Annotated in this window: 27 protein-coding genes; 17 read left to right on the top strand and 10 right to left on the bottom strand. The window is 62.2% G+C overall.

Annotated elements, in window-relative coordinates:
- Window positions 1-109 precede the first annotated feature (109 nt).
- Window positions 110-688 (bottom strand): carboxymuconolactone decarboxylase family protein, encoded by a 579-nt coding sequence (locus ASU23_RS09705; RefSeq protein ID WP_003940090.1) that lies wholly within the window; start codon window positions 686-688, stop codon window positions 110-112.
- Window positions 689-823: 135 nt separating this feature from the next.
- Between ASU23_RS09705 and ASU23_RS09700 the strand changes: the two genes are divergently transcribed.
- A complete protein-coding gene (locus ASU23_RS09700; RefSeq protein ID WP_003939670.1) occupies window positions 824-2,014 on the top strand; it encodes a pyridoxal phosphate-dependent aminotransferase in 1,191 nt (396 codons plus the stop codon).
- Window positions 2,011-3,021, top strand: a complete 1,011-nt coding sequence (locus tag ASU23_RS09695) for an AraC family transcriptional regulator (protein ID WP_030535335.1) — start codon at window positions 2,011-2,013, stop codon at window positions 3,019-3,021. The genes ASU23_RS09700 and ASU23_RS09695 overlap by 4 nt, the downstream gene beginning before the upstream one ends.
- Here ASU23_RS09695 and ASU23_RS09690 read toward each other — a convergent pair.
- A complete protein-coding gene (locus ASU23_RS09690; protein WP_003940409.1) occupies window positions 3,018-3,443 on the bottom strand; it encodes a VOC family protein in 426 nt (141 codons plus the stop codon). The genes ASU23_RS09695 and ASU23_RS09690 overlap by 4 nt on opposite strands.
- Window positions 3,444-3,500: 57 nt before the next feature.
- Window positions 3,501-3,941: an Lrp/AsnC family transcriptional regulator gene (locus tag ASU23_RS09685; RefSeq protein WP_020970517.1), complete on the bottom strand. Its 441-nt coding sequence runs from the start codon at window positions 3,939-3,941 to the stop codon at window positions 3,501-3,503.
- Window positions 3,942-4,020: 79 nt separating this feature from the next.
- On the opposite strand from ASU23_RS09685, the gene ASU23_RS09680 reads away from it, so the two are divergent.
- The 3 genes from ASU23_RS09680 (at window position 4,021) to ASU23_RS09670 (ending at window position 6,366) form a co-directional block, all read left to right on the top strand.
- Window positions 4,021-4,758, top strand: coding sequence for an AzlC family ABC transporter permease (locus ASU23_RS09680; protein WP_058037804.1), 738 nt, complete (start codon window positions 4,021-4,023; stop codon window positions 4,756-4,758).
- Window positions 4,751-5,080: a branched-chain amino acid transporter permease gene (locus ASU23_RS09675; protein WP_003940007.1), complete on the top strand. Its 330-nt coding sequence runs from the start codon at window positions 4,751-4,753 to the stop codon at window positions 5,078-5,080. Before ASU23_RS09680 ends, ASU23_RS09675 begins: the two co-directional genes overlap by 8 nt.
- 140 nt (window positions 5,081-5,220) lie before the next feature.
- Window positions 5,221-6,366 carry a HoxN/HupN/NixA family nickel/cobalt transporter gene (locus ASU23_RS09670; protein WP_082661372.1) on the top strand — a complete coding sequence of 382 codons (1,146 nt, stop codon included), beginning with the start codon at window positions 5,221-5,223 and terminating at the stop codon, window positions 6,364-6,366.
- Window positions 6,367-6,388: 22 nt separating this feature from the next.
- On the opposite strand, the gene ASU23_RS35090 is transcribed toward ASU23_RS09670, so the two are convergent.
- The gene (locus ASU23_RS35090; RefSeq protein ID WP_274534915.1) at window positions 6,389-6,520 is read right to left on the bottom strand and encodes a hypothetical protein; all 132 of its coding nucleotides are present in this window, start codon (window positions 6,518-6,520) and stop codon (window positions 6,389-6,391) included.
- A gap of 373 nt (window positions 6,521-6,893) precedes the next feature.
- Between ASU23_RS35090 and ASU23_RS09665 the strand changes: the two genes are divergently transcribed.
- Entirely contained in the window at window positions 6,894-7,268 is a 375-nt protein-coding gene (locus tag ASU23_RS09665; protein WP_050654739.1) for a hypothetical protein, read from the top strand.
- Window positions 7,269-7,321: 53 nt separating this feature from the next.
- On the opposite strand, the gene ASU23_RS09660 is transcribed toward ASU23_RS09665, so the two are convergent.
- Both ASU23_RS09660 and ASU23_RS09655 read right to left on the bottom strand, forming a co-directional pair.
- Window positions 7,322-7,786: a hypothetical protein gene (locus ASU23_RS09660; protein WP_042921731.1), complete on the bottom strand. Its 465-nt coding sequence runs from the start codon at window positions 7,784-7,786 to the stop codon at window positions 7,322-7,324.
- Window positions 7,787-7,869: 83 nt separating this feature from the next.
- Window positions 7,870-8,661, bottom strand: coding sequence for a MerR family transcriptional regulator (locus ASU23_RS09655; RefSeq protein ID WP_042921734.1), 792 nt, complete (start codon window positions 8,659-8,661; stop codon window positions 7,870-7,872).
- A gap of 248 nt (window positions 8,662-8,909) precedes the next feature.
- Here ASU23_RS09655 and ASU23_RS09650 point away from each other — a divergent pair, with 248 nt between their 5' ends.
- Window positions 8,910-9,137, top strand: a complete 228-nt coding sequence (locus ASU23_RS09650; RefSeq protein ID WP_020970523.1) for a hypothetical protein — start codon at window positions 8,910-8,912, stop codon at window positions 9,135-9,137.
- Between the two features lie 94 nt (window positions 9,138-9,231).
- On the opposite strand, the gene ASU23_RS09645 is transcribed toward ASU23_RS09650, so the two are convergent.
- Window positions 9,232-9,648 (bottom strand): hypothetical protein, encoded by a 417-nt coding sequence (locus tag ASU23_RS09645; protein ID WP_007733561.1) that lies wholly within the window; start codon window positions 9,646-9,648, stop codon window positions 9,232-9,234.
- Between the two features lie 147 nt (window positions 9,649-9,795).
- Here ASU23_RS09645 and ASU23_RS09640 point away from each other — a divergent pair, with 147 nt between their 5' ends.
- Window positions 9,796-10,428, top strand: a complete 633-nt coding sequence (locus tag ASU23_RS09640; protein ID WP_007733562.1) for an alpha-ketoglutarate-dependent dioxygenase AlkB — start codon at window positions 9,796-9,798, stop codon at window positions 10,426-10,428.
- On the opposite strand, the gene ASU23_RS09635 is transcribed toward ASU23_RS09640, so the two are convergent.
- Window positions 10,421-11,959, bottom strand: a complete 1,539-nt coding sequence (locus ASU23_RS09635; protein WP_058037803.1) for an AMP-binding protein — start codon at window positions 11,957-11,959, stop codon at window positions 10,421-10,423. The two genes, ASU23_RS09640 and ASU23_RS09635, sit on opposite strands and share 8 nt — an antisense overlap.
- Complete coding sequence (locus ASU23_RS09630) at window positions 11,956-12,783, bottom strand: crotonase/enoyl-CoA hydratase family protein (protein ID WP_003939849.1); 828 nt, start codon at window positions 12,781-12,783, stop codon at window positions 11,956-11,958. The genes ASU23_RS09635 and ASU23_RS09630 overlap by 4 nt, the downstream gene beginning before the upstream one ends.
- A gap of 105 nt (window positions 12,784-12,888) precedes the next feature.
- On the opposite strand from ASU23_RS09630, the gene ASU23_RS09625 reads away from it, so the two are divergent.
- Window positions 12,889-13,662: a hypothetical protein gene (locus tag ASU23_RS09625; protein WP_058037802.1), complete on the top strand. Its 774-nt coding sequence runs from the start codon at window positions 12,889-12,891 to the stop codon at window positions 13,660-13,662.
- A gap of 22 nt (window positions 13,663-13,684) precedes the next feature.
- Here the strand turns inward: ASU23_RS09625 and ASU23_RS09620 are convergent, their stop codons facing one another.
- Window positions 13,685-14,377: an SDR family NAD(P)-dependent oxidoreductase gene (locus ASU23_RS09620; RefSeq protein ID WP_003940470.1), complete on the bottom strand. Its 693-nt coding sequence runs from the start codon at window positions 14,375-14,377 to the stop codon at window positions 13,685-13,687.
- A 134-nt stretch (window positions 14,378-14,511) separates the two neighbouring features.
- Here ASU23_RS09620 and ASU23_RS09615 point away from each other — a divergent pair, with 134 nt between their 5' ends.
- From ASU23_RS09615 to ASU23_RS09580, 8 genes are all read left to right on the top strand, one after another.
- A complete protein-coding gene (locus ASU23_RS09615) occupies window positions 14,512-15,429 on the top strand; it encodes a LysR family transcriptional regulator (RefSeq protein ID WP_054831264.1) in 918 nt (305 codons plus the stop codon).
- 139 nt (window positions 15,430-15,568) lie between these two features.
- Window positions 15,569-16,945 carry an MFS transporter gene (locus tag ASU23_RS09610; protein ID WP_058037801.1) on the top strand — a complete coding sequence of 459 codons (1,377 nt, stop codon included), beginning with the start codon at window positions 15,569-15,571 and terminating at the stop codon, window positions 16,943-16,945.
- Window positions 16,946-17,008: 63 nt separating this feature from the next.
- On the top strand, window positions 17,009-17,890 hold the full coding sequence (locus tag ASU23_RS09605; RefSeq protein WP_058037907.1) for a shikimate dehydrogenase: 882 nt from the start codon (window positions 17,009-17,011) through the stop codon (window positions 17,888-17,890).
- A 44-nt stretch (window positions 17,891-17,934) separates the two neighbouring features.
- Window positions 17,935-19,887 carry an FAD-dependent oxidoreductase gene (locus tag ASU23_RS09600; RefSeq protein WP_058037906.1) on the top strand — a complete coding sequence of 651 codons (1,953 nt, stop codon included), beginning with the start codon at window positions 17,935-17,937 and terminating at the stop codon, window positions 19,885-19,887.
- On the top strand, window positions 19,884-20,708 hold the full coding sequence (locus tag ASU23_RS09595; RefSeq protein ID WP_058037800.1) for an aldo/keto reductase: 825 nt from the start codon (window positions 19,884-19,886) through the stop codon (window positions 20,706-20,708). Before ASU23_RS09600 ends, ASU23_RS09595 begins: the two co-directional genes overlap by 4 nt.
- Window positions 20,708-21,802, top strand: a complete 1,095-nt coding sequence (locus tag ASU23_RS09590) for a Gfo/Idh/MocA family protein (protein ID WP_058037799.1) — start codon at window positions 20,708-20,710, stop codon at window positions 21,800-21,802. Before ASU23_RS09595 ends, ASU23_RS09590 begins: the two co-directional genes overlap by 1 nt.
- Complete coding sequence (locus ASU23_RS09585) at window positions 21,799-23,526, top strand: FAD-dependent oxidoreductase (protein ID WP_058037798.1); 1,728 nt, start codon at window positions 21,799-21,801, stop codon at window positions 23,524-23,526. The genes ASU23_RS09590 and ASU23_RS09585 overlap by 4 nt, the downstream gene beginning before the upstream one ends.
- Complete coding sequence (locus ASU23_RS09580; protein WP_054188895.1) at window positions 23,523-24,326, top strand: sugar phosphate isomerase/epimerase; 804 nt, start codon at window positions 23,523-23,525, stop codon at window positions 24,324-24,326. The genes ASU23_RS09585 and ASU23_RS09580 overlap by 4 nt, the downstream gene beginning before the upstream one ends.
- Window positions 24,327-24,334 lie beyond the last annotated feature (8 nt).

Here is a 24,334-nt window from a genome sequence, read left to right as displayed (position 1 = left end):
GCAAGTGCGGACCTAACAAGCCGGAATGCTCCGCAGATGCGTGAACTAGTCAATCATGATCACGTATCTGCGGAGCATTGTCGATAGTTGCCGTAGACGAATCAGCGCATCATTCTTCTGCCCAGGGCACACGGCAGGAGTCGGTGCTGAACCCCTGCTCGGTAATCCCCAACGCCGAATACATCCGGGCGCGCATGTTTTCGAGCCCGATCTGATAGGTCAGTTCCACGACGCCCGCTCGCCCGAACCTGCGCTCGAGATCCGCGACCTGTTCGTCCGTCACCCCGTTCTCCCCATGGGGGTCACCGGTCATGGCGTCGGCGTAGGCGATCGCGGCCCGCTCGTCTTCGCTGTACTTCGATGAATCCCGGTAGTTCGCGATCTCTTTCAACTTGTCGATGTCCAAACCGTCCAAGCGCGAGAGCATCGTCCCGAAGTCGACACACCACGAGCAGCCGACAGTCCAGGCGACGCGATAGACGGCCAGTTCACGAATGTTCGACGGCAGCACCTTCGACGCCTTCTGCACAGCCATTTCGTGGCGGGCAGCCGCTACGAACAATTTCCGATGGTTGGCCAGGACGGCAAAGGGCTCGGGGACTTCGTCGTACTGCCTGGCGGCGAATTTGTATGCCACTTTGATCAACGGACCGGCTTCTGACGGTGTCACTGCGGGAATGCGAGTCATGGCAAGCCTCCGTATGTTCTGGGGCACCGGATTCGATGCTCTCTACAGAGTTGGACGATGGCGGCGATTCAAACGTGACAAGCACCGCGTCCGAGCGGATGTGAGGATGCGGTGTCAGCCGACTAAGCTGCAAAGATGCCTTCGACGCCCCGCAACCGCACCGTCTCGCGTCTGCAGCCGTTCGCATCCACGATCTTCGCCGAGATGACAGCGTTGGCCACACTTCACGACGCGGTCAACCTCGGTCAGGGCTTTCCGGATACCGACGGTCCTGCGGCCATGCTCGAGGTAGCGCGCCGAGCCATCGCCGAGGGCGTCAATCAATACCCGCCCGGTCCGGGCATGCCCGTCTTGCGTCAGGCCATCGCGGAGGATCGGCGCATCCGCTACGGACTCGACAGTGATCCCGACTCCGAAGTTCTGGTCACCGTCGGCGCCACCGAGGCGATCAGTGCTGCGATTCTCGGACTGGTCGAACCCGGCGAAGAAGTAGTGCTGATCGAGCCGTACTACGACTCCTACGCTGCATCCGTCGCGTTGGCAGGCGCTGTACGTCGCACAGTTCCGTTGGTAACCGCGGGAGACGGATTTGCGGTCGATCTCGATGCATTGCGCGGCGCGATCACCGCCAAGACGAAGATGCTGATCGTCAACAGTCCTCACAACCCCACCGGCACCGTATTCACCGATCACGAACTTCGAGCGATCGCCGAACTCGCGTGCGAACGCGACCTGATCGTGTTGAGCGACGAGGTCTACGAGCACTTGGTCTTCGACGGCCTCACCCACACACCGATGGCGTCGCTCCCGGGCATGCGTGAGCGCACCGTCACGGTGTCCAGTGCCGCAAAGACTTTCAATGTCACCGGCTGGAAAACCGGCTGGGCGATCGGCCCGCGCGAACTCATCGACGGAGTCCGTGCCGCCAAGCAGTTCATGTCATTTGTTGCCGGTGCACCGTTCCAACCGGCCGTTGCCTACGCGCTCACCAACGAACAGCCGTGGGTCGTCGAACTTCGACAGAGCTTGCAAGGCAAACGCGACGTGCTCGGTAAAGCTCTGACCGAGGCCGGTTTCACGGTGCATTCCGGTGGCGGCACGTACTTCCTCCTTGCCGACATCAGACCGTTGGGCGAAACCGATGCGGGAGATTTCTGCCGCGCACTGCCCGAGCGGATCGGCGTCGCGGCCGTTCCGGTCGACGTGTTCGCGGACAACCGCGACGATTGGAAGCACCTGGTGCGCTTCGCCTTCTGCAAGCAGGACCACATTCTGTCCGAAGCTGCACGCCGTCTCCACCTGCTCCAAGGAGCAGCGCACCCATGACAGCGCGGACCATCCCGACCGCATTCGTCCACCGCTATCTCGCGTTCTCGCCGGACAACGACGTCGACTTGTCGGGTGCACTGCGCGCTGCCGGGATCGACCTCGAGACACTGTCCGACCCGCGCGCCCGGCTGACCCCGACTCAGGTCACCACGTTCATCCAATCCACCTGGCAGATCACCGACGACGAATTGTTCGGCCTCGGATCCGCCCCGGTCCCCCGTGGCACTTTCCGATTGATCTGCCTGACGTTGATCCATTGCCCTGATCTCGGATCGGCCTTCGCTCGAATGTCCGACGTGATCCGTGCGCTACCGGCTCTGGCCCCACTGTCGATCGAGAAGGGCGAGGAAAGCACTCGGGTGAGTTTCGCTGTCCGAGCTCGCGAAGGCGTCGCCGAACCTGATGTCGCAGAACGTGTCACAACCGATTTCGTCCTGATCTTGCTGCACCGATTTTCCGCATGGTTGATCGGAAAGCGCGTCCGACTTCGGGCGGTCGAATTTCCGTACTCGGCACCGGATGCACGGTTGGCGCAGGACTACGACTACATCTTCGGAGCGCCGGTCACCTTCGGCGCGCAGCGCGCGGCACTGGAGTTCGACAACTCGGCCATGCGTGCACCGATCATCCAAACCGAGGAGACGTTGGAGGAGTACCTCCGAGAATCTCCGATTCAGCTCATGTCCGAACGCGATTACGACAGCACTGCGTCGGCGCAGGTACGACGGGTCCTGGAACTCGGGGTGAAGGGGCGAACCTCCACGGCCGAGGAGATCGCCGAGATGCTTTCGATCAGCGTTCCCCATCTGCGTCGACTGCTGCGGCGTGACGGAACATCACTGAATCAACTGCGCGAGGAAGTGCTCCGCGACGTAGCCATCGCTGGTTTGCGGCGCGGAGAATCCGTCGAAGTACTCTCGGCGCGATTGGGGTTCTCCGAGCCCAGCGCCTTCCGTCGGGCCTTCAAACGATGGACCGGCGACACTCCGAGTTCGTACCGCTAGCTGACGCAGAACTCGTTTCCTTCGGGATCGGTCATCGTGATCCACACGCTCGGCCCCTGCGCTCCTCGGTGCAGGATCGTCGCCCCCACCGTCTCGAGGTGCGCTGCGACATCCTCGCGCTTGTCGCCCACTCGTATGTCGAAATGGAGCCGGTTCTTCACCGTCTTCGATTCCGGAACCAGTTGGAACAGAACGCGGGGACGTTCGGGATGCTCCGGATCGCTGATGGCCGCACCTTCGCGCCAGACGAGGACTCCCTCGAATGTCGTGGTGTCGGATTCCTTGGCGTGACCAGCGGCGACGAGGCCCCTGATGAAGTCTTCGTCGCTGGGCTCCGCTGCCCACCCGAGTGCTGCGGCCCACCACTTCGCCTGTTCGTGCGGATGTGCCGAATCTACTGTGACTTGAAATTCGTATCCCATGTTCCGACGTTAACGCCGACCACCGACACCTAGTGAAGGTTCAGCCGAGCCCGGGAGTCAGTCGACGCTCTTGATGGTCTTCATGGTGATCAACGATGTCACCCGCGAGACAGCCGGAAGCCCGCTGAGCTTGGTGACCATGAAGTTCTCATACGTCGCGAGATCTTTCACCGCGACCCGAATGAAGTAGTCGGGAATTCCGAACAACCGCCGACATTCGATCACTTCGTCGAAGGCGGCGACCTGGGATTCGAAGTCCTCGATGGTGGCCTGGTCGTTGACTCCGATCTCGGCGGTGACGATCACCTGAAATCCTCGACCGAGCGCTTCCTGACTGACGATCGCCCGGTACCCGGTAATGATTCCGTCGGCTTCGAGCTTCTTCACCCGACGCAGGCAAGGTGAGGGTGTCAGACCCACCAGATCCGCCAACTCGGTGTTGGTCAAACTCGAGTCCTGGCGTAGGTGAAACAAAATTGCGTCATCCATGGCATCCATCGCACTATTATTGCGCACTGTTCAATATGTGGGCATTCTGAGCAATCGATCACCTCGATCTTTGTTATAGATTTGCGTCGTGATCGAACCAGCATCGTCGACGGCCGCACCGGCCGTCGAACTCCCACCGCGAACCCCGGCGTGGCGGCACGCCTTCCAGCTGTCGCTACCGGTTGGATTCGGCCTGCTCCCACTCGGGATCGCACTTGGCGTTCTTGTGGTCCAACAAGGACTCAGCCCTTGGTGGGCAGTCGCTTTCACCTCGCTGATCTACGCAGGGTCGCTGGAGTTTCTCGCGGTCGGAATGGTCGCGGCCATGACACCGCTGCCGTACGTCGCTCTGACCGCACTGCTGGTCAACTTTCGACATGTGTTCTACGCCTTGAGTTTTCCGCTGGAAAAGATTCGCAACCCCTTCGCCCGCTTCTACAGCATGTTCGCGCTGACCGACGAGGCCTATGCGATGTCGGTAACTGCCGATCCCAAGGCACTCACCGGACGCGTCATCGTCTACTCCCAGCTGTACCTGCACGGCTACTGGATCGGTGGCGCGATCCTGGGCGCGACGGCAGGACAGTGGATTCCGGACTCGATCGTCGGCCTCGACTTCGCCCTGACGGCGTTGTTCGTCGTCCTCTCGATCGAAGCGATTCGCGCACAAAACGGATTCGCGGTGCCGGTCGCCGCGGTCACCTGCGCTCTGGTCGCCCGGCTCGCAGCGCCGGACCACGTGCTGCCAATTGCGATGGGCGCCTTCGTGCTCTTCCTGATCGGGCGCTTTGTCTACGACTCACGAAAGGCGAAGATCGATGCCTGACACCTCGTACATCTTTGCGGCGGTCGCAGTCATGGCCGTGGTCACCTTCGCGCTGCGCGCAATCCCCTTCGCCGCGCTCATGCCGCTGCGCTCCTCCGCCCTGGTCGGCTACCTCGGCATCTACATGCCGGCAGGCGTCATGTTGATTCTCGTCATGTATTCACTCAAAGGGGTGTCGATCACCGCCCCTTCTCATGGCCTACCCGAACTGATTGCAGTGTGCGCCACGATCGCCGCGCACCTCTGGCGAAAGAATGCCGTCCTGAGCATCGTCGTCGGAACGACGATCTACGTCGCGCTGGTCAATACCGTGTTCGCCTGAGCATTTCCCATCGACGAGCAAAATATCTTTACTCCCGAATGGGCAATTTGTAACCTCCAGGCGCTTATCTGAACAGTTGAACACTTATACGATTTCAGTAGCGTGGCCGCCGGCCGCGACTGAAGGATCGGTGAGGTTCGATGTCCACGACAATGACCACGACAGGCACTCGAATCGCCGGTGCTTGGCACAGTCTGGATCGAGGCCAGCGTCGAAGCATCATCGGGATGACCGTCACCGTCGTAGCGCTCAACGTCGTCGGGTGGGCAGTTCTTCTCGGCCTGGTTGTCCCCGGCCACTACACGATCGAAGGCAGTGTCTTCGGCGTCGGACTCGGCGTAACGGCGTACACGCTCGGCATGCGCCATGCTTTCGACGCCGATCACATCGCCGCTATCGACAACACCACTCGGAAGTTGGTAGCGGACGGCAAGAAACCGATGTCCGTCGGGTTCTGGTTTTCGCTCGGACACTCGACCATCGTCTTCGTACTCGTCGCCCTCTTGGCTTTGGGTGTGCGGCAACTGGCCACCAGCCTTTCCGACGACAACTCCGATCTGGAGAAGTGGACCGGCTTGTTCGGCACCACCATTTCCGGCACGTTCCTGATCTTGATCGGCCTCCTGAATCTTTTCTCTCTCATCGGAATTCATCGGGTGTACACGAAGTACAAGGCAGGAACCTTCGACGAGGAACAACTCGAGAAGGAACTCGACAGCCGCGGCGCCCTGAACAAGATTCTGGGCCCGGTGATGAAGATGGTTCGCAAGCCCTGGCACATGTACCCGGTCGGTCTGCTGTTCGGATTGGGATTCGACACCGTCACCGAAGTCGGGCTGTTGGTGATCGCCGGCGGCGCGGCGGCGACAGGGCTCCCGTGGTATTCGATCCTCGTTCTGCCGATCCTCTTCTGCGCCGGGATGTCGCTTTTCGACTCGATCGACGGATCGTTCATGAATTTCGCCTACGGTTGGGCATTTGCTCAGCCGGTCCGAAAGATCTACTACAACATGGTGATCACCGGACTCTCGGTGGCAGTCGCCCTGCTGATCGGGTCCCAGGAAATCATCTCGATCTTCACCGACAAACTCGACATCCACGACGGGATTCTCGGCGCAATCGGGAACTTGGATCTCGGCGCGATGGGCTTCATCATCGTCGGACTCTTTGTTGTCACCTGGCTGATCGCCCTCCTCGTGTGGCGGTACGGCCGCATCGAAGAACGGTGGCAGGCTCAGTCCGGTGCAGCAGTAGCCCGACGAGCGACAGCAGACGAAGCGATGTGAGTTCGACTCGGTCTACGCAGAATCATGGGCCACCCGAAAGCGAATAGCTGATGTACGTCTCGCCCCATTTCAGGTACGCGCTCGACGTCGCCTGGCCGCGGATCTGGTCGTTCTGCCACTGGTAGACAGCGCGCCACGGAAATACGGAACTCACTTGTTCCAAGGTGTACTGCTCACGATGGCCCTGCGCGAATCGCTGTTCGAGATCTTCACGAGTGCGCGGCGGGAAATTGCTGATCAGGTAGGTCCGGCCGAGAGACTCGATGCGCCCTGGCGGCGCAAAGACATCAGCGCTGCGATAAGTGAAGGCCAGATACAGTTAGGCCGCCACCACAATCGTTGCCAGCGCTACCGCGCCGATCTTGATTGCACGTCGAAGCAGGGTCGGCATGGCTCACAGTACAATCCAATTCTCCTGTCGAGCACATTCAGTGCGTTTCCCACATTTATCGAAAGACGCATCCCGCGGAGTTGGCGAGATGCAATAGTGGAGTTCGAACGGGGTGAGCCCCGGCTAGGAGAAAACGGTGCGGATACGTCATGCGGTAGTGGGTGTGGCAATCACGGGACTTGTTCTTGCAGTGGCAGGCTGCGGTAGCGGCGACGGCGAAGCTGCCGAAGGACCAGGCATTGCCGTGGCGGCGGAAACCAAGCAAGTTCCCGACCGGGTGACCGTGCATCGACCTGGCCTCATCGACACCAGCATTTCCCCGTTCGACGTGCCTGCATGGCCAGGGCCGCACCCCTCCGAATTCCTCGAGCCCAACCCGCCGTCGGGTGAGAGCGGTGAGATCGCCGGCGACCAAGCTGCGGCAACGTACGCGGCCTCGCTCGACAACCCCGATGCACTATGGAATGTCGGTGGCACGGTGCAGTGGCTGGTTGTCGAGCCGATTCCCTGAAGGTCTTCCATCTAGGTCTCCGCTCTGACCGACTCCAGACGATCTTTGCGAGTTCAGTCCCGCGACAACGCTGCACAGAATTCACCGGGTTGATCGACATGCAACCGCAACCCACCGATCAGAGTGGAGCGAGATCCCTTCGACAGCCGTTTCGGGAGCGTGACCGAGAGCGGCCGATCGAAGTCTATGTCCACGACAGTGCCGTCGGGCCCCGGCAGAACCAAGCGATCGTCGACAATCACATTTGCTGTCTCACCGAACCTTCGGACCATGCTCGCCCGCGAAATCCGTGATCGGTCCACCTCGACTCGAATGCCCGTGCCGGAACGAAACACCACCGTTCGAGCCGAGACGAGATGCGGGTGCACGACGCGTCCGGCAAGCCAACCGCCAATCGCAATCAGCGACAACACCGTTGCAACGAGCAGCACGACGCGAAGCCACTGCCACGGCACCAGGAAGTGAATCGCCACGGCCTCGATCACACTCGCCGCAACAAATGCCACCGGTATCGACATTGTCCCCCTCGCGTAGCCGAAAGTCGCTGTATCACTGGAACCTCCGTCTCTCCGACCCGTCGAGAGCAACCACAGTGATCGGATCACGCCGTACCGCCTGACATGAGACGTGTTGCGACGCGCGCGACCACTTCACGTTGCGCTGAATCAGGCACCAGATCAGCGATCCCAACCGAGAATCCCACGCCTGCGGAGTCTCCGTCTGCGTACACATCGCCGAGCACCCCGTCCAGTGATTCCTCCAGTTCGTCCGACAAGTACGCGATCTCGTCTGCAACCTCGGCTACCTCGCGCCCAGCCAGAGCGGCGAAACGACGGTACAGATCGACAATTCTCTTCCGGTCGCCCTCGTCGGACAGCAATCGCGCAGCCGTGGAGAACAGTTCGTGTGGCGCTGCTCCCGAGATCGCCACCAATTCCCACATGTCGCGTTCGCGCTCGAACAAGCGTCGCACCGAACCCGTGGGGGACGACGCGATCAACTCGTCGAACGCCGACAGCAGCTCCATCGGAAGCGGCGAGACCACCCTCCCAGCACCTCGCGCCGTGAGCATTTCCTGGAGGCGCACTCGCTGGTCTGCGAGGACGCGCTGCTTCCGGTCTATCTCCGCGATCAGGGAGGAAAGATCTTCGGCGAAGTCGTCCGGTTCTCGTGCATCGATCGGCGTCGGTTCGATCATCGCGGCAATGGATCCGAGTGGAATGCCGGCGGCGGTGAGCCAACGAATGCGCATCAGCCTGACCAGATCGGGAAGTTCGTAAGTTCTGTAACCGTTGGACAGTCGTCTCGGCTCGGCCAGCAACCCCAGTCGGTGATAGTGCCGAACGGTCCGCGGAGTGGTGCCTGCCGCACTGGCCACGTCGCTGATTCGCATACGAACAGCATTAACTATGACGCTACGTCATAGTCAAGGCCCGGCATGTCGGGCCTTGAGGCATAAGGTCCTGTTCTTCCTGTGTGGAGTTTCGCAGACGAATTTCGCGGGTATTGATCACTTGCGGCGGCGATTTCCAGAGCGAGGGGTCAGCCGCGCAAGGTCTGCCCCCGGCTGTCACTCGCCGGGCGGCGGGCCGCCAAAACCAGCGGGCCGCCAGAAACTATCTGTGCCAGGCGATGATTTCGATGCAAACGACACGACTCGACACCATCCTGATTCTGATCGTCGGGACGGCAATCGGACTGAGCGTCTGGCTGGCTACGCAGGAACCATTCGCGTCGATCGGACTCGGAATCGCAACGGTAGTGATCTGCTGGATCTCTTGCTCGATGATCCATGGCTTCCCACACCGATCGACGAAGGACATGCGTCCGCGCGAGAACCAGGATCGCGAGTCACCGAAACGGCGCTGACCCCGCGTAGGGATGAGGCCAACCGTGGAGGCCCGGACACAGCGAAGTGAGTGGTTCACCTACCGCAGGTGAACCACTCACTTCGGTCAGAGGATCACACCTCGTCAGGTCGCCAGGTCGCGACGGCCCAGATCACAGCGACGTCGAGGGCGATGATCACGATCGACCACAGCGGGTAGTACGGCATCCACAGGAAATTCGCCACGATCGAAAGTGCCGCGATGACGAATGCCATCCCGCGGGCCCACGCCATGCCGACGAACAATCCCAGCGACACCGCGATGCCGATGATTCCGAGCACGATGTGGATCCAACCCCATGTCGTGACATCGAATTCGAAGGTGTAATTGACTCCGACGATCAGCAGATCGTTGTCCGCGAGAGCCGCGATGCCCTGCAGCAACGCGACGATTCCCGCGACGAAGAGCAGGCATGCTGCCGCCACCGTGGTCCCGATGGCAAAGCCTTGTCGGACAGGGTGGTTCGCATGAGATTGGTGCGGAGCAGTCATGACATCCCCTTCTTCGGCGAAATAGCGTGAGAACAGTATTCAAAGGTTCACGCCGCCGGACATCACCCAGCAAGGATGAACAGCCGTCCAGCACTGCAATCAAATTTCATGGGAACATATGTTCGATTTCGGTGTACGGTGGAGTCTATGACCGCCACGATGCAACCGTCTCTGTTCGACAACGGTGACCTGGGCGTCTCTTTGGGCGATCTCGAGGGCACGGTGCAGAGACGTATCCTCACAGCCGGCGCATGGGTCGACCATCGCCCGGCCTGGCTGACCGGATCGGAGGCCGTGTTCGACAATCTGGAAGCTACGGTGCCGTGGCGTTCCGAACGGCGTCAGATGTACGACCGCGTTGTCGACGTCCCTCGTCTGGTGTGTTTCTACGCAGAGAATCAACCACTGCCGGACGCACTTCTCACCGAAGCCAAAGACGCGCTGAGCAGTCACTACTTCGACGAACTCGGTGAACCATTCGCCACGTCGGGTCTGTGTTTCTATCGCGACGGTTCCGACAGCGTTGCCTGGCACGGGGACGATACGGGACGAAGTCGCACCGAGGACACGATGGTGGCCATCCTGTCTCTCGGTGCGGCTCGCCCGCTCCTATTGCGCCCTCGTGGGGGCGGCGAATCCATCCGCTTCAATCTCGGACACGGAGATCTACTCGTCATGGGCGGATCCTGCCAACGCACGTGGGAACACTGTGTCCCGAAGAGTGCGCGGGCCCTCGGGCCGAGAATCAGCGTTCAATTCCGCACTCGCGGAGTTAGATAGCGTCGCGGAGTTCGTCTCGCAGCGCCTTCCGATTGAGCTTGCCGACGGCCGTCTTCGGTATGGATTCTGCGAAAACAACCCGACGCGGCTTCTTGTACGACGCCAGTCGCTCGCCGACGTGCGCGACCAATGATGCTTGCAGTACGTCGTTTTCGACGGTCCCGTCCTCGAGCACCACCACAGCCGTGACCGCCTCCACCCACTTGGCGTCGGCGGTACCCACCACGGCGACCTCACGGACAGACGGATGCGTCAGGAGTGCATCCTCGACTTCACGGGGGTAGACGTTGTATCCGCCGCTGATGATCATGTCCGAAGCTCGGTCCTTCAAGAACAAGAATCCTTCGGCGTCGAACTGACCGATGTCACGGGTGTGAACCCAGCCGTCTTCGGTGAAGGTGTCCGCATTCAGTTCCGGTGCATTGAAGTATCCGGCGATCGCCGATGGCGAGCGGATCACGATTTCACCCGGTTCTCCCTGGGGCACTTCGTTTCCCTCGCCGTCGAGCAGCCTGATCTCGACGTCGATGGCCGGCTGACCACAGGACAGCAGGCGATCTTCCGTGTGATCTTCGGGCCGTAAGACTGCAATACACAGCGGTGCCTCGGTCTGCCCGTAGTACTGGAGAAAACGGTGTTGCCCCCACGCCTGCATCGCCCGTTCGATGGTGGCCAGCGGCATCGGCGACGCACCGTAGATCACGGATTTCAGACTCGAGATGTCTGCGCTCGCAAAATCAGGGCGTTCGAGGAGCATCTGAATCATCGTCGGCACCAGATTGATTGCCGTAGCCCGATGCTCGGTTATCGAGTCCAAGAAGGTCGACGGGTCGAAACCGGGAAGGATGACGGTCTTACCGCCACGGAGCCAGAATGGAAGCACGAAGACACCGCTGGCGTGAATCAGTGATGCTGCGTGCAACATCGTGTCGTCCTGAGTCGCCGGAAGCAGATTGAGCAGAACATTGCGGCAGATTCCGGCGTAGCTGCGCTGAGTGTGCTGCGCGGCCTTCAGCGTTCCCGTGGTCCCGGAAGTGAACAGCGTCAGGATCACGTCGTCGGGATCTACCTCGACGTCCGGAGTGGCCGAAGACATGCCCTGTGCTCGATCCAACAGCGAAAGCTGCCCCTCCGCACCTGTTTCCAGCCCGACGAACGTCCGATCCGGGAACCTGGCGGACAGTTCAGCAGCTCGGCCGGCAAGGTCAGTACCGAAAACGACGTGCGAGGTGTCGGTGTCCTCGAGCATTCGTGCGTGCTCGTCGAGCGAGAGTCGCGAGTTGAGCGGAACCCTGTTGATGCCGGCTTTGACACACGCAAAATCGACAGGCACGCTGGCAAGAGAGTTGTTGACCAGCAACGCAACCCGTGCGCCACGCCCGATACCGAGCGCGATGAATGTATGCGCCAATCGGCTGCTGAGTTCGTCCACTTCCGTGAACGTCATCGATCGATCGCCGAAGACGACGGCTGTTCGCGGTCCGTGCTGTCGCGCACCACGGGCGATCAGATCTCGGGTTACGGGCATCATGGTTCAGTTTCCTCGTTCGAATTCGGGTTGTTCTCGAATCGGCCGTGCCGGCCGGCGCCCGCGGCGAACGCAGCAGCGCCGCGCACACCTTCGGCGATGACAATGGGATTTCCTGCGACCCCCTCGGCGCGCAGTGCTTCGGCAAGTGGTAGATCAAAAGATCGGTAGGCCGATGCGCGATCCGCGAGCATGCAGAGTTGTGGGAAAGCGGACAACTGGTGCGCAAGCTCCTTGGCTACCTGGAGTGACTGCCCCACTGGAACAACACGATTGGCCAGTCCGAAGGCCAACGCCTCCGAAGCGTCGACCGGGCGACCGGTCAAGATCATGTCGAGCGCTCGCCCCTGCCCGACGATTCGCGGCAGTCGCACGGTCCCGCCGTCGATGAGAGGAACTCCCCAGCGCCGGCAGAAGACTCCGAACACGGAATCCTCCTCGCAGATCCTCAGGTCCGCGAGCAATGAAAGCTCGAGCCCTCCGGCCACTGCGTATCCACTGACGGCGGCGATCAACGGTTTGGACAACACCAACCGACTCGGCCCCATCGGGCCGGTGCCGCCGCCTTCCGGATGCAACTCGTGCACGCGCGCGGGGTCGGAGACTGCGGTCAAATCCGCACCGGCACAAAATGTGCCGCCCGCACCCCACAGAATTGCCACCTTCTGACTCTCGTCCGACTCGAATTCCAGGAAGGCATCACGCAACTGCGCCGCCATCGGCCCGTCCACCGCATTCTTGCGATCAGGGCGATTCATCACGATGACAGTGACGCCACCGTCACGCTCCACATAGACATCGCCACCTGGTCGATCGGAGTCGGTCACGATATTTCCTCACTGCTCGCGGATAAGGTTTCCCGGTACCCACCATGCCACTTGTAACAGAATCTGTCAGGAGTTGTTCAAAAGTTGTTACAAACTGATCGAGGAATGTCCGCAACCCGAGTTGTGCTGGACCTCGCAACAGCGAGCCCGGACACCGAGTTCAGCACCGCTGTGCTGACCCGGGCCGGCGAGATCGTCGGCGTCAGCGCATCGAGCATTCGCGTGGCAACGGGCCGCCTGTGCCGAGAGAACAAACTGCGTCGTACCGCTCGTGGAACGTACGTCCTCAACCCGGACGGCATCCCCACCTACAGCGAGGTCGAGGGGTGGCGAACTCGTACCGATCGCATACGCCCCTGGGACGGCACCTGGATCGCCGTCGAGCACTCGGGGCTCAAACGAAGCGACCGCACTGCCGCCCGCCGGCACGATCAAGCGCTGCGACTGGCGGGTTTCGAGGAGTGGAAGCCCACACTCGCAGTCCGTCCGAACAATCTCCTCGGCGGCACGGACAGCGCCCGCCGCACTCTCCGCCGACTCGGCGCCGCCCCCGAATCGGCCGTCATGGAAATCGCTCACCTTGCCCCCGAGGATGATTCGACAATCCGCACACTCTGGAACTCGGAAGCACTGTTGGCCGACATCGCCGAGGCCCGTGAAGCACTCACACAGGCGCAAACACGCCTGGCGACAATGAATCGCGAGGAGGCGGCCCGCGAATCACTTGCTCTGGGCAGCGCGGTGATCGCGGTCATCGTGCGCAATCCGCTCCTTCCGGAAGAACTCGAACCGACACAGCCACTGCGCGAACTGATCTCGCACATGCTCGAGTACCAGGACGCATCTCGCGAACTGTGGCAGTCACTGCTCGAGTTCTGATCGATTTCTCCCAGAAGGTAATTCAGTATGTTGCACGGCCGCCGCTGGCGTCGTACACGGCGCCGGTCGAGTAACTTACCGCCGACGACGACAGCCAGGAGATCAGTTCGGCAATCTCGTCCGCCTTCCCCATCCGTGCCATCGGCGTCAAAGACTGCGAACGGGCGAGGATGGCCGGATCGGTGCCGGCATTCATAGGACTTTCCACGGCCGCCGGAGCTATCGCGTTGACCAGCACACCGGTGGTGGCGACCTCTTTGCCGAGTGATTTCGTCAGCGCGACGACGGCCGCTTTGGACGCGGAATATGCACTCTGATTCGGGTTTCCGTCCTTGGCCGCAATACTTGCGAGGTTGACAACCCTCCCCCACCCCGACGCAACCATCCCCGGCACGAACGCCCGGCACATCAGGAATGTCCCTTCGACGTTGATGCGGAACGTACGCTGCCAAACCGCGAGGTCGACGTCGACGAGTGGCGCTGATGGTCCTACGATTCCCGCACTGTTGATCAGGATGTCGACTCTGCCGAGCCTGGTTCGAAGCGCATCGACTGCTGTCGGATCACTCACGTCGAGTTGTTCGTCCGCGCCTTCGGCAAGATCTGCCGTTACCACCCGAACCCCCTTCTCCGTCAACAGCTTTGCACTGGCGGCGCCGATTCCGCTCGCACCGCCGGTAACGAGCGCGGTGACACCCTCCGGGTAACCCTGCATCGCATTCACTCCTGAGTTTCTGTGCGCTTCGCACTCAATTTATGTTGCAAACAGGCATAATTGCCGTCACACTGTGTAGAAATTCTGAATATATGGCGTTTGTTGTCAACGTCAAATACCTGGAGGCCTTGCCGATGGAAACCCGCTGGTTGCACGCGTTTGTCGCGGTTGCGGAAGAACTTCACTTCGGGCGGGCCGCATCACGGCTCCAGATGGCCCAGTCGCCGCTCAGCCAGATGATCCGAAAGCTCGAAAAGGACATCGGCGTCAAGTTGTTCGAACGAAGCACTCGCAGCGTCGCACTCACATCCGGCGGACATGCCTTTCTCCCCCACGCCTATCGCGTCATCGAGAACATGGAGACGGCACGACACGCTACGCGCGCGTCGTCGGGAGGCGTCTACGGACGAGTCACAATCGGGTTCACCGGAGTGCTCAACTATCAAGCACTTCCGCCACTGACACGCGCGTTGCGTCAGCGTTATCCGGAAGTCGAACTGACACTCCTCGGCCGGATCATGACGCGCGACGCGGTCATCCAACTCGAGAGCGGCGCCCTCGATCTCGCCTTCGTCGGACTACCCGTGGAATCCGCATCACTGTCTACCCGACTCATCCGACGGGAGGCGTTCGGCGCCGTACTTCCGATCGACCATCCCCTTGCCGAGAGGGACGCGATCGATCTCCGCGAATTGGCCGACGACGGATTCGTGACCACCCCGCTCTCGGCCGGCTCGGCCCTCCAGGAAACCGCGATGCGCGCCTGCATGAACGCAGACTTCAGGCCTCGCGTCGTCCAGGAGATCACCGATCCGTACATGATCCTCATGCTCGTTGCCGCTGGCGTCGGTGTAGCGCTGATGACGTCCGGCATGGCTGCTATCACCCCACCTGGCAGTGTGTTCGTCCCACTCACCGGCGAGCCGACGTTCATGAATCACGGAATTGCCTGGTCACCCCGGCATATGACCGATGCACTCGCCGTCGCACTGGAGACGTCCGAGGAGATTCTGCCGACGCCGGACATTGAGACCAAAAACGTCATTATCTGAGACTCATTTAGTGTTGGACGCGCCATAGTCCTTCGTGGCACTGTCGTCTCAGCCGCCGGAAGGTGAGGGACGTCACCGATGCGTGGTGCATCACCAAACGTGCCGCCACGGCCGGCCCATCGGGACGAAAGGACTTCACATGGCACCACCGATCACCTCCACCGGTTCCACGCACTCCACTGCGGAGCACCCGAATTCGAATGCGCGCCGCGCCGCCGTTTCGGGCTTCCTCGGCAGCACCCTCGAGTACTACGACTTCTTCATCTACGGCTCCGCAGCCGCGCTCGTGTTCCCCAAGATCTTCTTTCCTGGCGGCGGCTCGACGGCAACGCTGCTCTCGATCAGCACTCTGGGCGTGGCCTACGTCGCCCGCCCACTCGGCGCGGTGCTGTGGGGACACCTCGGCGATCGGTACGGACGCAAGAACGCGCTTCTCGCCTGCCTGCTCCTCATGGGTGTTGCGACGGTCATCGTCGGTTGCCTGCCGACCTACGACCAGATCGGCATCGCCGCGCCGATCATTCTCGTCTTGCTTCGCCTACTTCAAGGGCTCTCTGCCGGCGGTGAATCACCCGGATCTTCCGCACTGACGCTCGAACACGCGCCGGATCACCGTCGTTCGTTCTTCACCTCGTTCACCATGAGCGGGATCATGTTCGGCATCGTCGTCTCCAGCCTGGTATTCATCCCAGTGGCGAGCCTGCCCGACGAAGACCTCTACTCGTGGGGTTGGCGAGTTCCCTTCTGGCTCAGCATCATCGTGACCGTCGTCGCGCTGTGGCTACGTCGCGCCCTGGATGAACCCGAGGTATTCGAAGAACTCAAGGAACAGGACGAGACGGCCGGAATTCCCGTCGTCGAGATGTTCCGCTCGCACTGGCGCACCGTGATCCGTATCAGCATGAGCTCGACCTTCGCGATGATCAACACCATCGTCAACGTCTTCGCCCTGGCGTACGCCGTCGAATCCGGCTTCGAACGCTCCACGATGCTGTGGGCTATCGCGACCGCCAATTTTGTTGCCGTACTGACTCAGCCGCTGTTCGGCATCCTCTCGGATCGCTACGGACGCAAGCCCATCTTCGTCGTCGGCGCGATCGGAGCCGGCCTGATGATCTTCGTCTTCTTCCATTCGATCGGAACCCAAAGCGTCCCCATGGTCTTCGCTTCGGGAATCGTCATGATCGGAATCTTCTACGCGATGCCCAACGGCACGTACCCGGCGTACTTCCCGGAGCAGTTCCCCGCGAAGGTCCGATACACCGGAATGGCCGTCAGCCTCATGCTCGGACTCCTTGTTGCCGGCTTCACACCGGCTATCGCTCAGGCGATATCAGCCGGAGACAAGAGCAACTGGACACCGGTTGCCTGGATGTGCCTGGGCTTCGCCGTCGTCTCCGCCATCGCGGCAATGACCGGACCGGAAACGTACCGCACGCCCACAGCAGAACTGGGCCAACCGAAGCCGAGCCTGCCAACCAAGCAGGACTCGGAGCTCACCAGCAACAACGCTTGACCGGACCGGCCCCTCGCGCTGAATTGCCGCGAGGGGCCGTCCCCACTTATGCAGGAGAATGTCATGACTACCGAATTCACACGTCACCGAATCGGCCTTGTCGGAGCCGGGATCTCGACTTCCCTCTCGCCGGCGCTGCATTCGCACGAAGCATCAGCACTCGGACTCGACGATTACAGCTACGAACTGGTAGACCTCGAGAACCTGACGGTCTCGGTCGAAAAGACCGGCGAGGTGGTGCGGAGCGCCGTCGCAGCCGGCTTCACCGGACTGAACATCACCCATCCGTGCAAGCAGGTTGTCGTGGACGCACTCGACGAACTGTCCGACAATGCCCGACTGCTCGGTGCTGTCAACACGATTGTCGTCCACAACGGCCTTCTGATCGGCCACAACACCGATCACAGTGGATTCCTCACAGCACTGCAGCGCGGTTTGCCCGACGCCGCCCTGGACCGAGTGGTGCTTGCCGGGGCAGGAGGGGCGGGTTCCGCCGTGGCGTACGCACTCGCCGCCGCCGGTACCACGGATCTTCGCATCGCAGATATTGATCCCAATCGCGCTGCCGATGTGTGTTCTCGCGTCGCCTCGGCCTTTCCTGCCACGCGCACAACGGCTTTGGCGATCGATGAGATCGCCGTCAACCTGACGACGTGCGACGGCGTCGTCAACGCATCTCCGATCGGGATGGTCGGCCATCCCGGAACTCCGTTCGACCCCGCGGCGCTCCACGCGGGCTTGTGGGTCGCGGACATCGTCTATCGACCGATGCGCACCGAATTGCTCGACGCTGCAATTACTCTCGGATGTCGAGTCCTCGACGGTGGCCAGATGCTGGTGGCTCAAGCCTCTGACACCTTCACACTCCTGACGGGTGTCGAAGCCGATACGGATCGCATGCGCAGCCATCTGAGCGAGCTGCTCTCCGAGACGGCACGCGCATGAGCACAACCGAACACCTACTTTCTCGCGAAGTACCAGGAGCACTGATGAACGTGACTGCGCCGTTCGCCGAACCTCTCGACATGGGCAGCGTCCGCCTCCGGAACCGGTTCGTGTCCGCCCCGATGGAACGCAACTACTGCGAAGTCGACGGCACCATGACGGACGAGTACATCGCGTACCTCGCCCGCCGCGCCGAAGGTGGTGCTGCACTGATCTTCACCGAAGCGAGCTACGTGCGTGCCGACGGCAAGGGACGCATCCGGCAGATGGGCGTCGACGTCGACGAACGGATTCCCGGCATCAAGAAGATGGCCGACGCGATCCACGCTCACGGCGCCCTCGTCGGAGTCGAACTCAACCACGGTGGACGTACGGCGCAAGGTTCTGTCAGCGGGTTTGTTCCCGTTGCCCCGACACCGATTCCGTGTTTGGTTGTCGGCGGCGAGATGCCAGAACAACTCGACGGCGACGACATCGAGCACATCATCGAATGTTTCGGTGAAGCCGCGGCACGCTGCCAGCAGGCCGGCGTCGACGTCATCTCCCTGCACGGTGGCCACGGGTATCTGATCCACCAGTTCCTCTCCCCTGCTTACAATCACCGCGACGACGAGTGGGCCGACCCCACCTTGTTCGTCAACAAGGTCATCGCCTCCGTCCACGAGCACGCACCGGGAATCACTCTGGGACTCCGATTCTCAGCCTTCGAAGGCATCGACGGCGGACTCGACGCCGAGATGACTCGCGCTCGCGTCGGCGCCATCGACACCGACCGACTCGATTTCCTCGACGTCTCGGCCGGCAACTACGAAGCGGGACAGTGGATCATCCAGCCCGGTGAATGGTCGCGCGGTCTCCTCGCGCCGTACTCCGAGCAGTACCAGCGCGACTTCGACATCCCGGTGGGAGTGGCCGGACGCATCACGTCGCCGGAGATCGCTGCGCGGATCATCGAATCCGGGCAGGCGAACTTCGTCAGCATGGCTCGTACGCTGCACGCAGATCCGGACTTCCCGAATCGTGCCATCGACGGTGGCCGGTACCGCCCTTGCATTGCCTGCAACTACTGCATCGACAGCCTGGCCGCCGGCCCCATTCCCTGCTCCGTCAACCCGTGGGTCGGCCGCGAATTGGATCAGCCTACAAAGCCGGCTGATGCCACCGTGCGGGTCGCCGTCATCGGTGCCGGGCCGTCGGGAATGGCCGCTGCCCGCGACCTCGCACTTGCCGGTCACCGCGTCGACCTGTACGACGAGCGACCCAGCCTCGGTGGCGACTTCGCTCTGGCATCGAAGCTGCACGAATATCCCGAATACGGGCGGATCGTGGACTGGTACGTCGCAGAACTGGCTGAACTCGGGGTCCACTGCCACACCTCGACCCGGGCAGATGCTGCTTTGCTCTCCGGAGGCGATTTCGACGCCATTGTTCTTGCCGCCGGCGGCGTCGGCCCCGTGGTCGATCTCCCCGGAGCATCAACCCGTACCATTCGCGACGTCCGCGAATTCCTCGTCTCCGGCGATCCGGCTCCTGCCGCTGTCACCATTTTCGGTGCCGACCGCGAGGCTGCGGCCGTCGCCGACGATCTGCTCCAGAAGGGCACCCAGGTCGTGATGATCGGCCCGCAGGAAGCCATCGCGCACGACGTCGGACGCCGCGGAAAGATCGTGCTGCTGCCGCGCCTGGCCGCAAGTGAGAACCTCACGACCTACCTCAGCTCGATCGTCACCACAGTCGCCGCTGACCGCGTCACGATTTCGACGGCCGGTGTGCTGAGCGAGGTCGATGCTCCCGGCGAACTGCTGATCTCGCAAGGCGTCGGGCCGCGTTCGGAACTTCTTGCCGAACTCCGTTCACTGGCACCACGACTCGGAGTACATACCGTCGGCGACGCGAGCGGTGACGGCGGGTCCATCCATGCCGCACTCGTGACCGCAGCCGACGTTGCCGTCGCGATCACCGCCGCCGCTGCGGCACGTCAGGAGGTTCACGCATGACCACACAGGCAGCCACACCCGTGGCAACTGCATTGCCGCCCATTGGACTCGGAACCTGGCCCCTGGTCGGTGCCGACGCCACGAACTCGGTTCTCTCCGGCATCGAGGCCGGATACCGGCTCGTCGACACCGCCGCGATCTACGGCAACGAGGACGCCGTCGGCGTAGCGTTGGCGGAGTCTGCTCTACCGCGAGAAGAACTGTTCGTCACCACCAAACTTCGTGGAAACGACCAGGTTTCCGGTGACATCCGCGGAGCGCTCGAGCAGAGCCTGGAACGACTGGGACTCGACCAGCTGGATCTGTTCCTGATCCACTGGCCGCTCCCGCGAATCGATCGTTACGTTGCGTCGTTCGAGGCGATGCTGGCCTGCCGCGACGCCGGACTGGTTCGGTACGTGGGTGTGTCGAACTTCCTCGAGCACCACCTGCGCCGCGTCGTCGCCGAAACCGGCGAGGCACCGGCAGTCAACCAGATTCAGATGGACCCGTCGCTCGCTCGGATCCCGGTTCGCCGCGCAAACGACGAACTTGGCATCTTCACTCAGTCGTGGAGTCCGCTCGGCCGGGGTGACGTGCTCGACAACGCCGTTGTGAGCGAGATCGCCGGTCGAATCGGTTGCACACCAGCTCAAGTGGTCCTCGCTTGGCACGTCGTGCAGGGTGTGGTTCCGGTCGCGCGATCAGCGAACCCGACGCGTCAGGCCGAGAACCTGGCAGCACTCGACGTCACCCTCACCAGCGAGGACATCGAAGCACTGAACAGTCTCGACCGCGGCGAGTCTGCCGCGCGGGACGTCGAAGCAGAGGAACATTTCTGATGACGTTGAAAGTCGGAATCGTCGGCTGCGGCAAGATCGCCGGCAACCATGCCCGCGCGCTGCAACAAGTCCCCGGTGTCGAGGTGATCGGCTGCTGCGATCCCGATCTCGGACGCGCCCAGGAGTTCGCGGCAGCGCACGGCATTCCCGCAGCCGTGAGTTCAGTGGAGCAACTTCTCGCCCTCGGACTCGACGCCTGCACCGTTTGCACGCCGCACCCGGTACATGAAGAGGTAGTCGTGGCCGCTGCCGAAGCGGGTGTACATGTTTTGTGCGAGAAGCCCATCGCAGTCGATGTTGCTGCCGCCGACCGCATGATCGAGGCCGCCGACCGCGCCGGTATCACGTTCGGGGTGCTCTTCCAACGCCGATTCTGGCCGGCAGCACGTCGGATCCGCGACGCCATCGACGACGGGCGGATCGGACTACCCATGCTCGGTGAGGCGTCGGTGATCCTGCACCGCCCGTCTAGTTACTACTCGGCCGATGCGTGGCGCGGACGCTGGGACACCGACGGCGGTGGCGTGCTCATGACACAGGCCGTGCACCAGATCGACATGCTGGCCTGGTTCATGGGCGAGGCCGTCTCGGTCAGCGGCTTCATCCGCACCCACACCCACGGTGAGCACATCGAGACCGAAGACAGCGCGTCAGCTGTGATCTCCTTTGCCTCGGGCGGCACCGCCACCGTCACCGCGACTACCGGTGCCAATCACAATCTGGGTAACCGCGTGACGGTGATCGGGCGCACCGGCGCCATTGCCAGCGTCCTCGAATTTCCTGAAGGGCACGAGGGTGTCAACGAAATCTGGACGGTGCCGGGCGAAGTGGAGTTCCAGTCGCCGTACTCCGCCGACATCGACGCCAATCTCAATGTGGGAGCGGTCAATGCGGCACTGACCGATTTCCACACCCTGCAGGTTCAGGACTTCGCCGACGCGGTCCTGACCGGGCGCGAACCCGCCGTCACCGGCCGGGACGCCCGCGCGTCACTTGCCATCATCGCCGCAATCTACGAATCGTCACGAACGGGCAAGGTTGTCGAGCTGACATCGACACCGACCCTCGCAACAACTGCCAAGGAGCAGAAATGAGTAGCAGTACCCCCCTCACCTACGACGTGGTTGTCGTGGGCTCCGGCGCAGGCGGGCTTTCCACAGCAATTGCCGCAGCACATGGCGGCGCGTCGGTACTCGTTGTCGAGAAGGCCGACACCTGCGGCGGCGCAACGGCCTGGTCGGGCGGGTGGATGTGGACCCCACGCAACATGTTTGCCATCGCCGACGGGGTTGTCGAGGATCGCTCGGCACCGCGGACATATCTGGAAAACCGACTCGGCGACAACTTCGACGCCGCCAAGGTTGATGCTCTTCTCGACGGCGCCCCGGAGATGGTCGAGTTCTTCGAACGCAAGACTGCTCTGAAGTTCGTGCCCGGAGCCAAGATCGCCGATATTCACGGTGACACACCGGGCGCCGGCACGGGTCACCGTTCCGTCGGACCGAAACCGGTGAGTCTGCGAAAGCTCGGACCAGATGTCGCGGCGCTACTGCGTCGGCAGCTGTACGAAACGTCGTTCCTCGGTATGGGCATCATGGCCGGGCCCGACCTGCAGGCTTTCCTGCACTCGACCCGCTCACCAAAAGCCTTTGTGCACTGTGGTGTTCGGGTGACTAAGCACATGTTCGATCTCGCCACCAAGCGTCGTGGTCAGCAACTCGTCAACGGCACTGCGCTTGTCGGCATGATGCTTCGCTCAGCGCTCGATCTCGGCGTCGAGTTTCGGGTGAAAACGTCGGCAACATCGCTGCAGACTGACGATGACGGTCGCGTTGTCGGTGTCCGCCTCGAAGGTCCGGATGGCGCGTACTCGGTAACTGCCACGCGCGGCGTCGTACTGGCCACCGGCGGCTTCGCCCAGGACATCGACCGCCGACGTGAACTGTTCCCCCGTACCCCCACCGGAAACGAGCACTGGTCACTCACTCCGAAGACAACCACCGGCGACGGCATCACCCTCGGCGAATCCGTGGGCGGCCGACTCGACCGCACCCTCGCCTCTCCCGTCGCGTACTGCCCCGTCTCCATCGTTCGCTACCGCAACGGCAAAGAAGGTGTGTTCCCGCACATCCTCGATCGCGGAAAGCCCGGTGTCATCGGAGTTCTCGCGAACGGCAAGCGGTTTGTCAACGAAGCACTCGGCTATCACGACTACACACTCGCGATGGTCGAGCAGGTTCCCGAGGGCGAAGAGGTGTGCTCGTGGTTGATTGCCGATCAACAGTATGTGCGATACCTCCCGCTGGGCATGGCGAAGCCCTTGCCGATCCCGATCCAGCCGTACCTGCGCTCGGGGTACCTCACGCGTGGGCGCACTCTTCGGGACTTGGCCGAGAAGATCGGCGTCGACCCCGTGCAGTTGGAGAAAACCGTCGCAGCTTTCAATATCGGGGCCGTGGCCGGTGAAGACCCCGAGTTCGGTCGCGGTACAACACCGTTCAACCGAGGTTCCGGAGATGCTTCCAATCCGTGGCCGAACCCGTCGCTCGCGCCCTTGCAGAAGGGCCCGTACTACGCGGTGAAAGTCGTGCCGGGCAGTTTCGGCACCTTCGCCGGACTGGTCACGGACTCGTCGTCGCATGTGCTCGACGACAACGACCGCCCCATCGAGGGGTTGCTCGCCGTCGGCGTCGATCAGGCGAGCGTGATGGGCGGGCACTACCCGTCCGGGGGCATCAACCTCGGACCGGCCATGACATTCGGTTACCTGGCCGGCCGGGAACTGGCCGGAGCCAAGACAGTTGGAGCGCACGCATGACACTCTCACTCGGACTGGCAGCCCTCACAGTGCTCGACACCGCACCGATGCAGCACGTCGCCTTGGCTGAAAAGCACGGCTTCGACACCATCGGTATCCGTCTGATGCCCGCGGCACCAGGTACGACGGCCTACCCTCTGCACGAGGACAAGCAGTCGTTGGACGAACTGGTGCGTCGACTGGGCGATTCACCGGTCGAGGTATTCGACCTCGAAATCATCCGTCTTGCAGCCGACTTCGACCCCACCGACTACGCTCCGCTGCTCGAAGCCGGAGCACAGCTCGGAGCCAAAGCCGTTCTGGTGGGCGGCGACGACCGCGACCGCGCTCGGCTCACGGACTCCTATGCCCGCCTCGCTGAACTGTGCGCGAACTACGGCATCGTCGCCTCGCTCGAATTCATGCCGTGGACTGCGGTGCCCGATGCGCGTGCGGCCATCGAGATCGTCTCGGCGGCAGACGGTCCGGCTCGCAGTGTCCTCGTCGACGCATTGCACACCGACCGCTCGGCGACAACGCTCGAGGATCTTGCGTCCATCCCGCGCGAGTGGTTGCACTACGCCCAGATGTGCGACGGTTCGACCCCCGCTCCCACTGGGGACGCAGAGCTGATCCGTCAGGCCCGCGAGGAGCGTCTGGTGCCCGGCACCGGCGGCATCGCCCTGGCCGACATCTGGTCGACTTTGCCTGCCGGACTGCCGGTCAGCATCGAACTGCCCAACGAGCCACTGCGCCGCGCCGTCGGCACCGACGCCTGGCTGGAGCGCCTGGTCGAGGCCACGCGAGAAGTGTTGGCCTAGCGGCCCTG

It is taken from the genome of Rhodococcus sp. KB6, from assembly GCF_001445685.1.
Classification (GTDB): domain Bacteria; phylum Actinomycetota; class Actinomycetes; order Mycobacteriales; family Mycobacteriaceae; genus Rhodococcus_F; species Rhodococcus_F qingshengii.
This window is presented reverse-complemented; position numbering and strand designations above follow the sequence as displayed.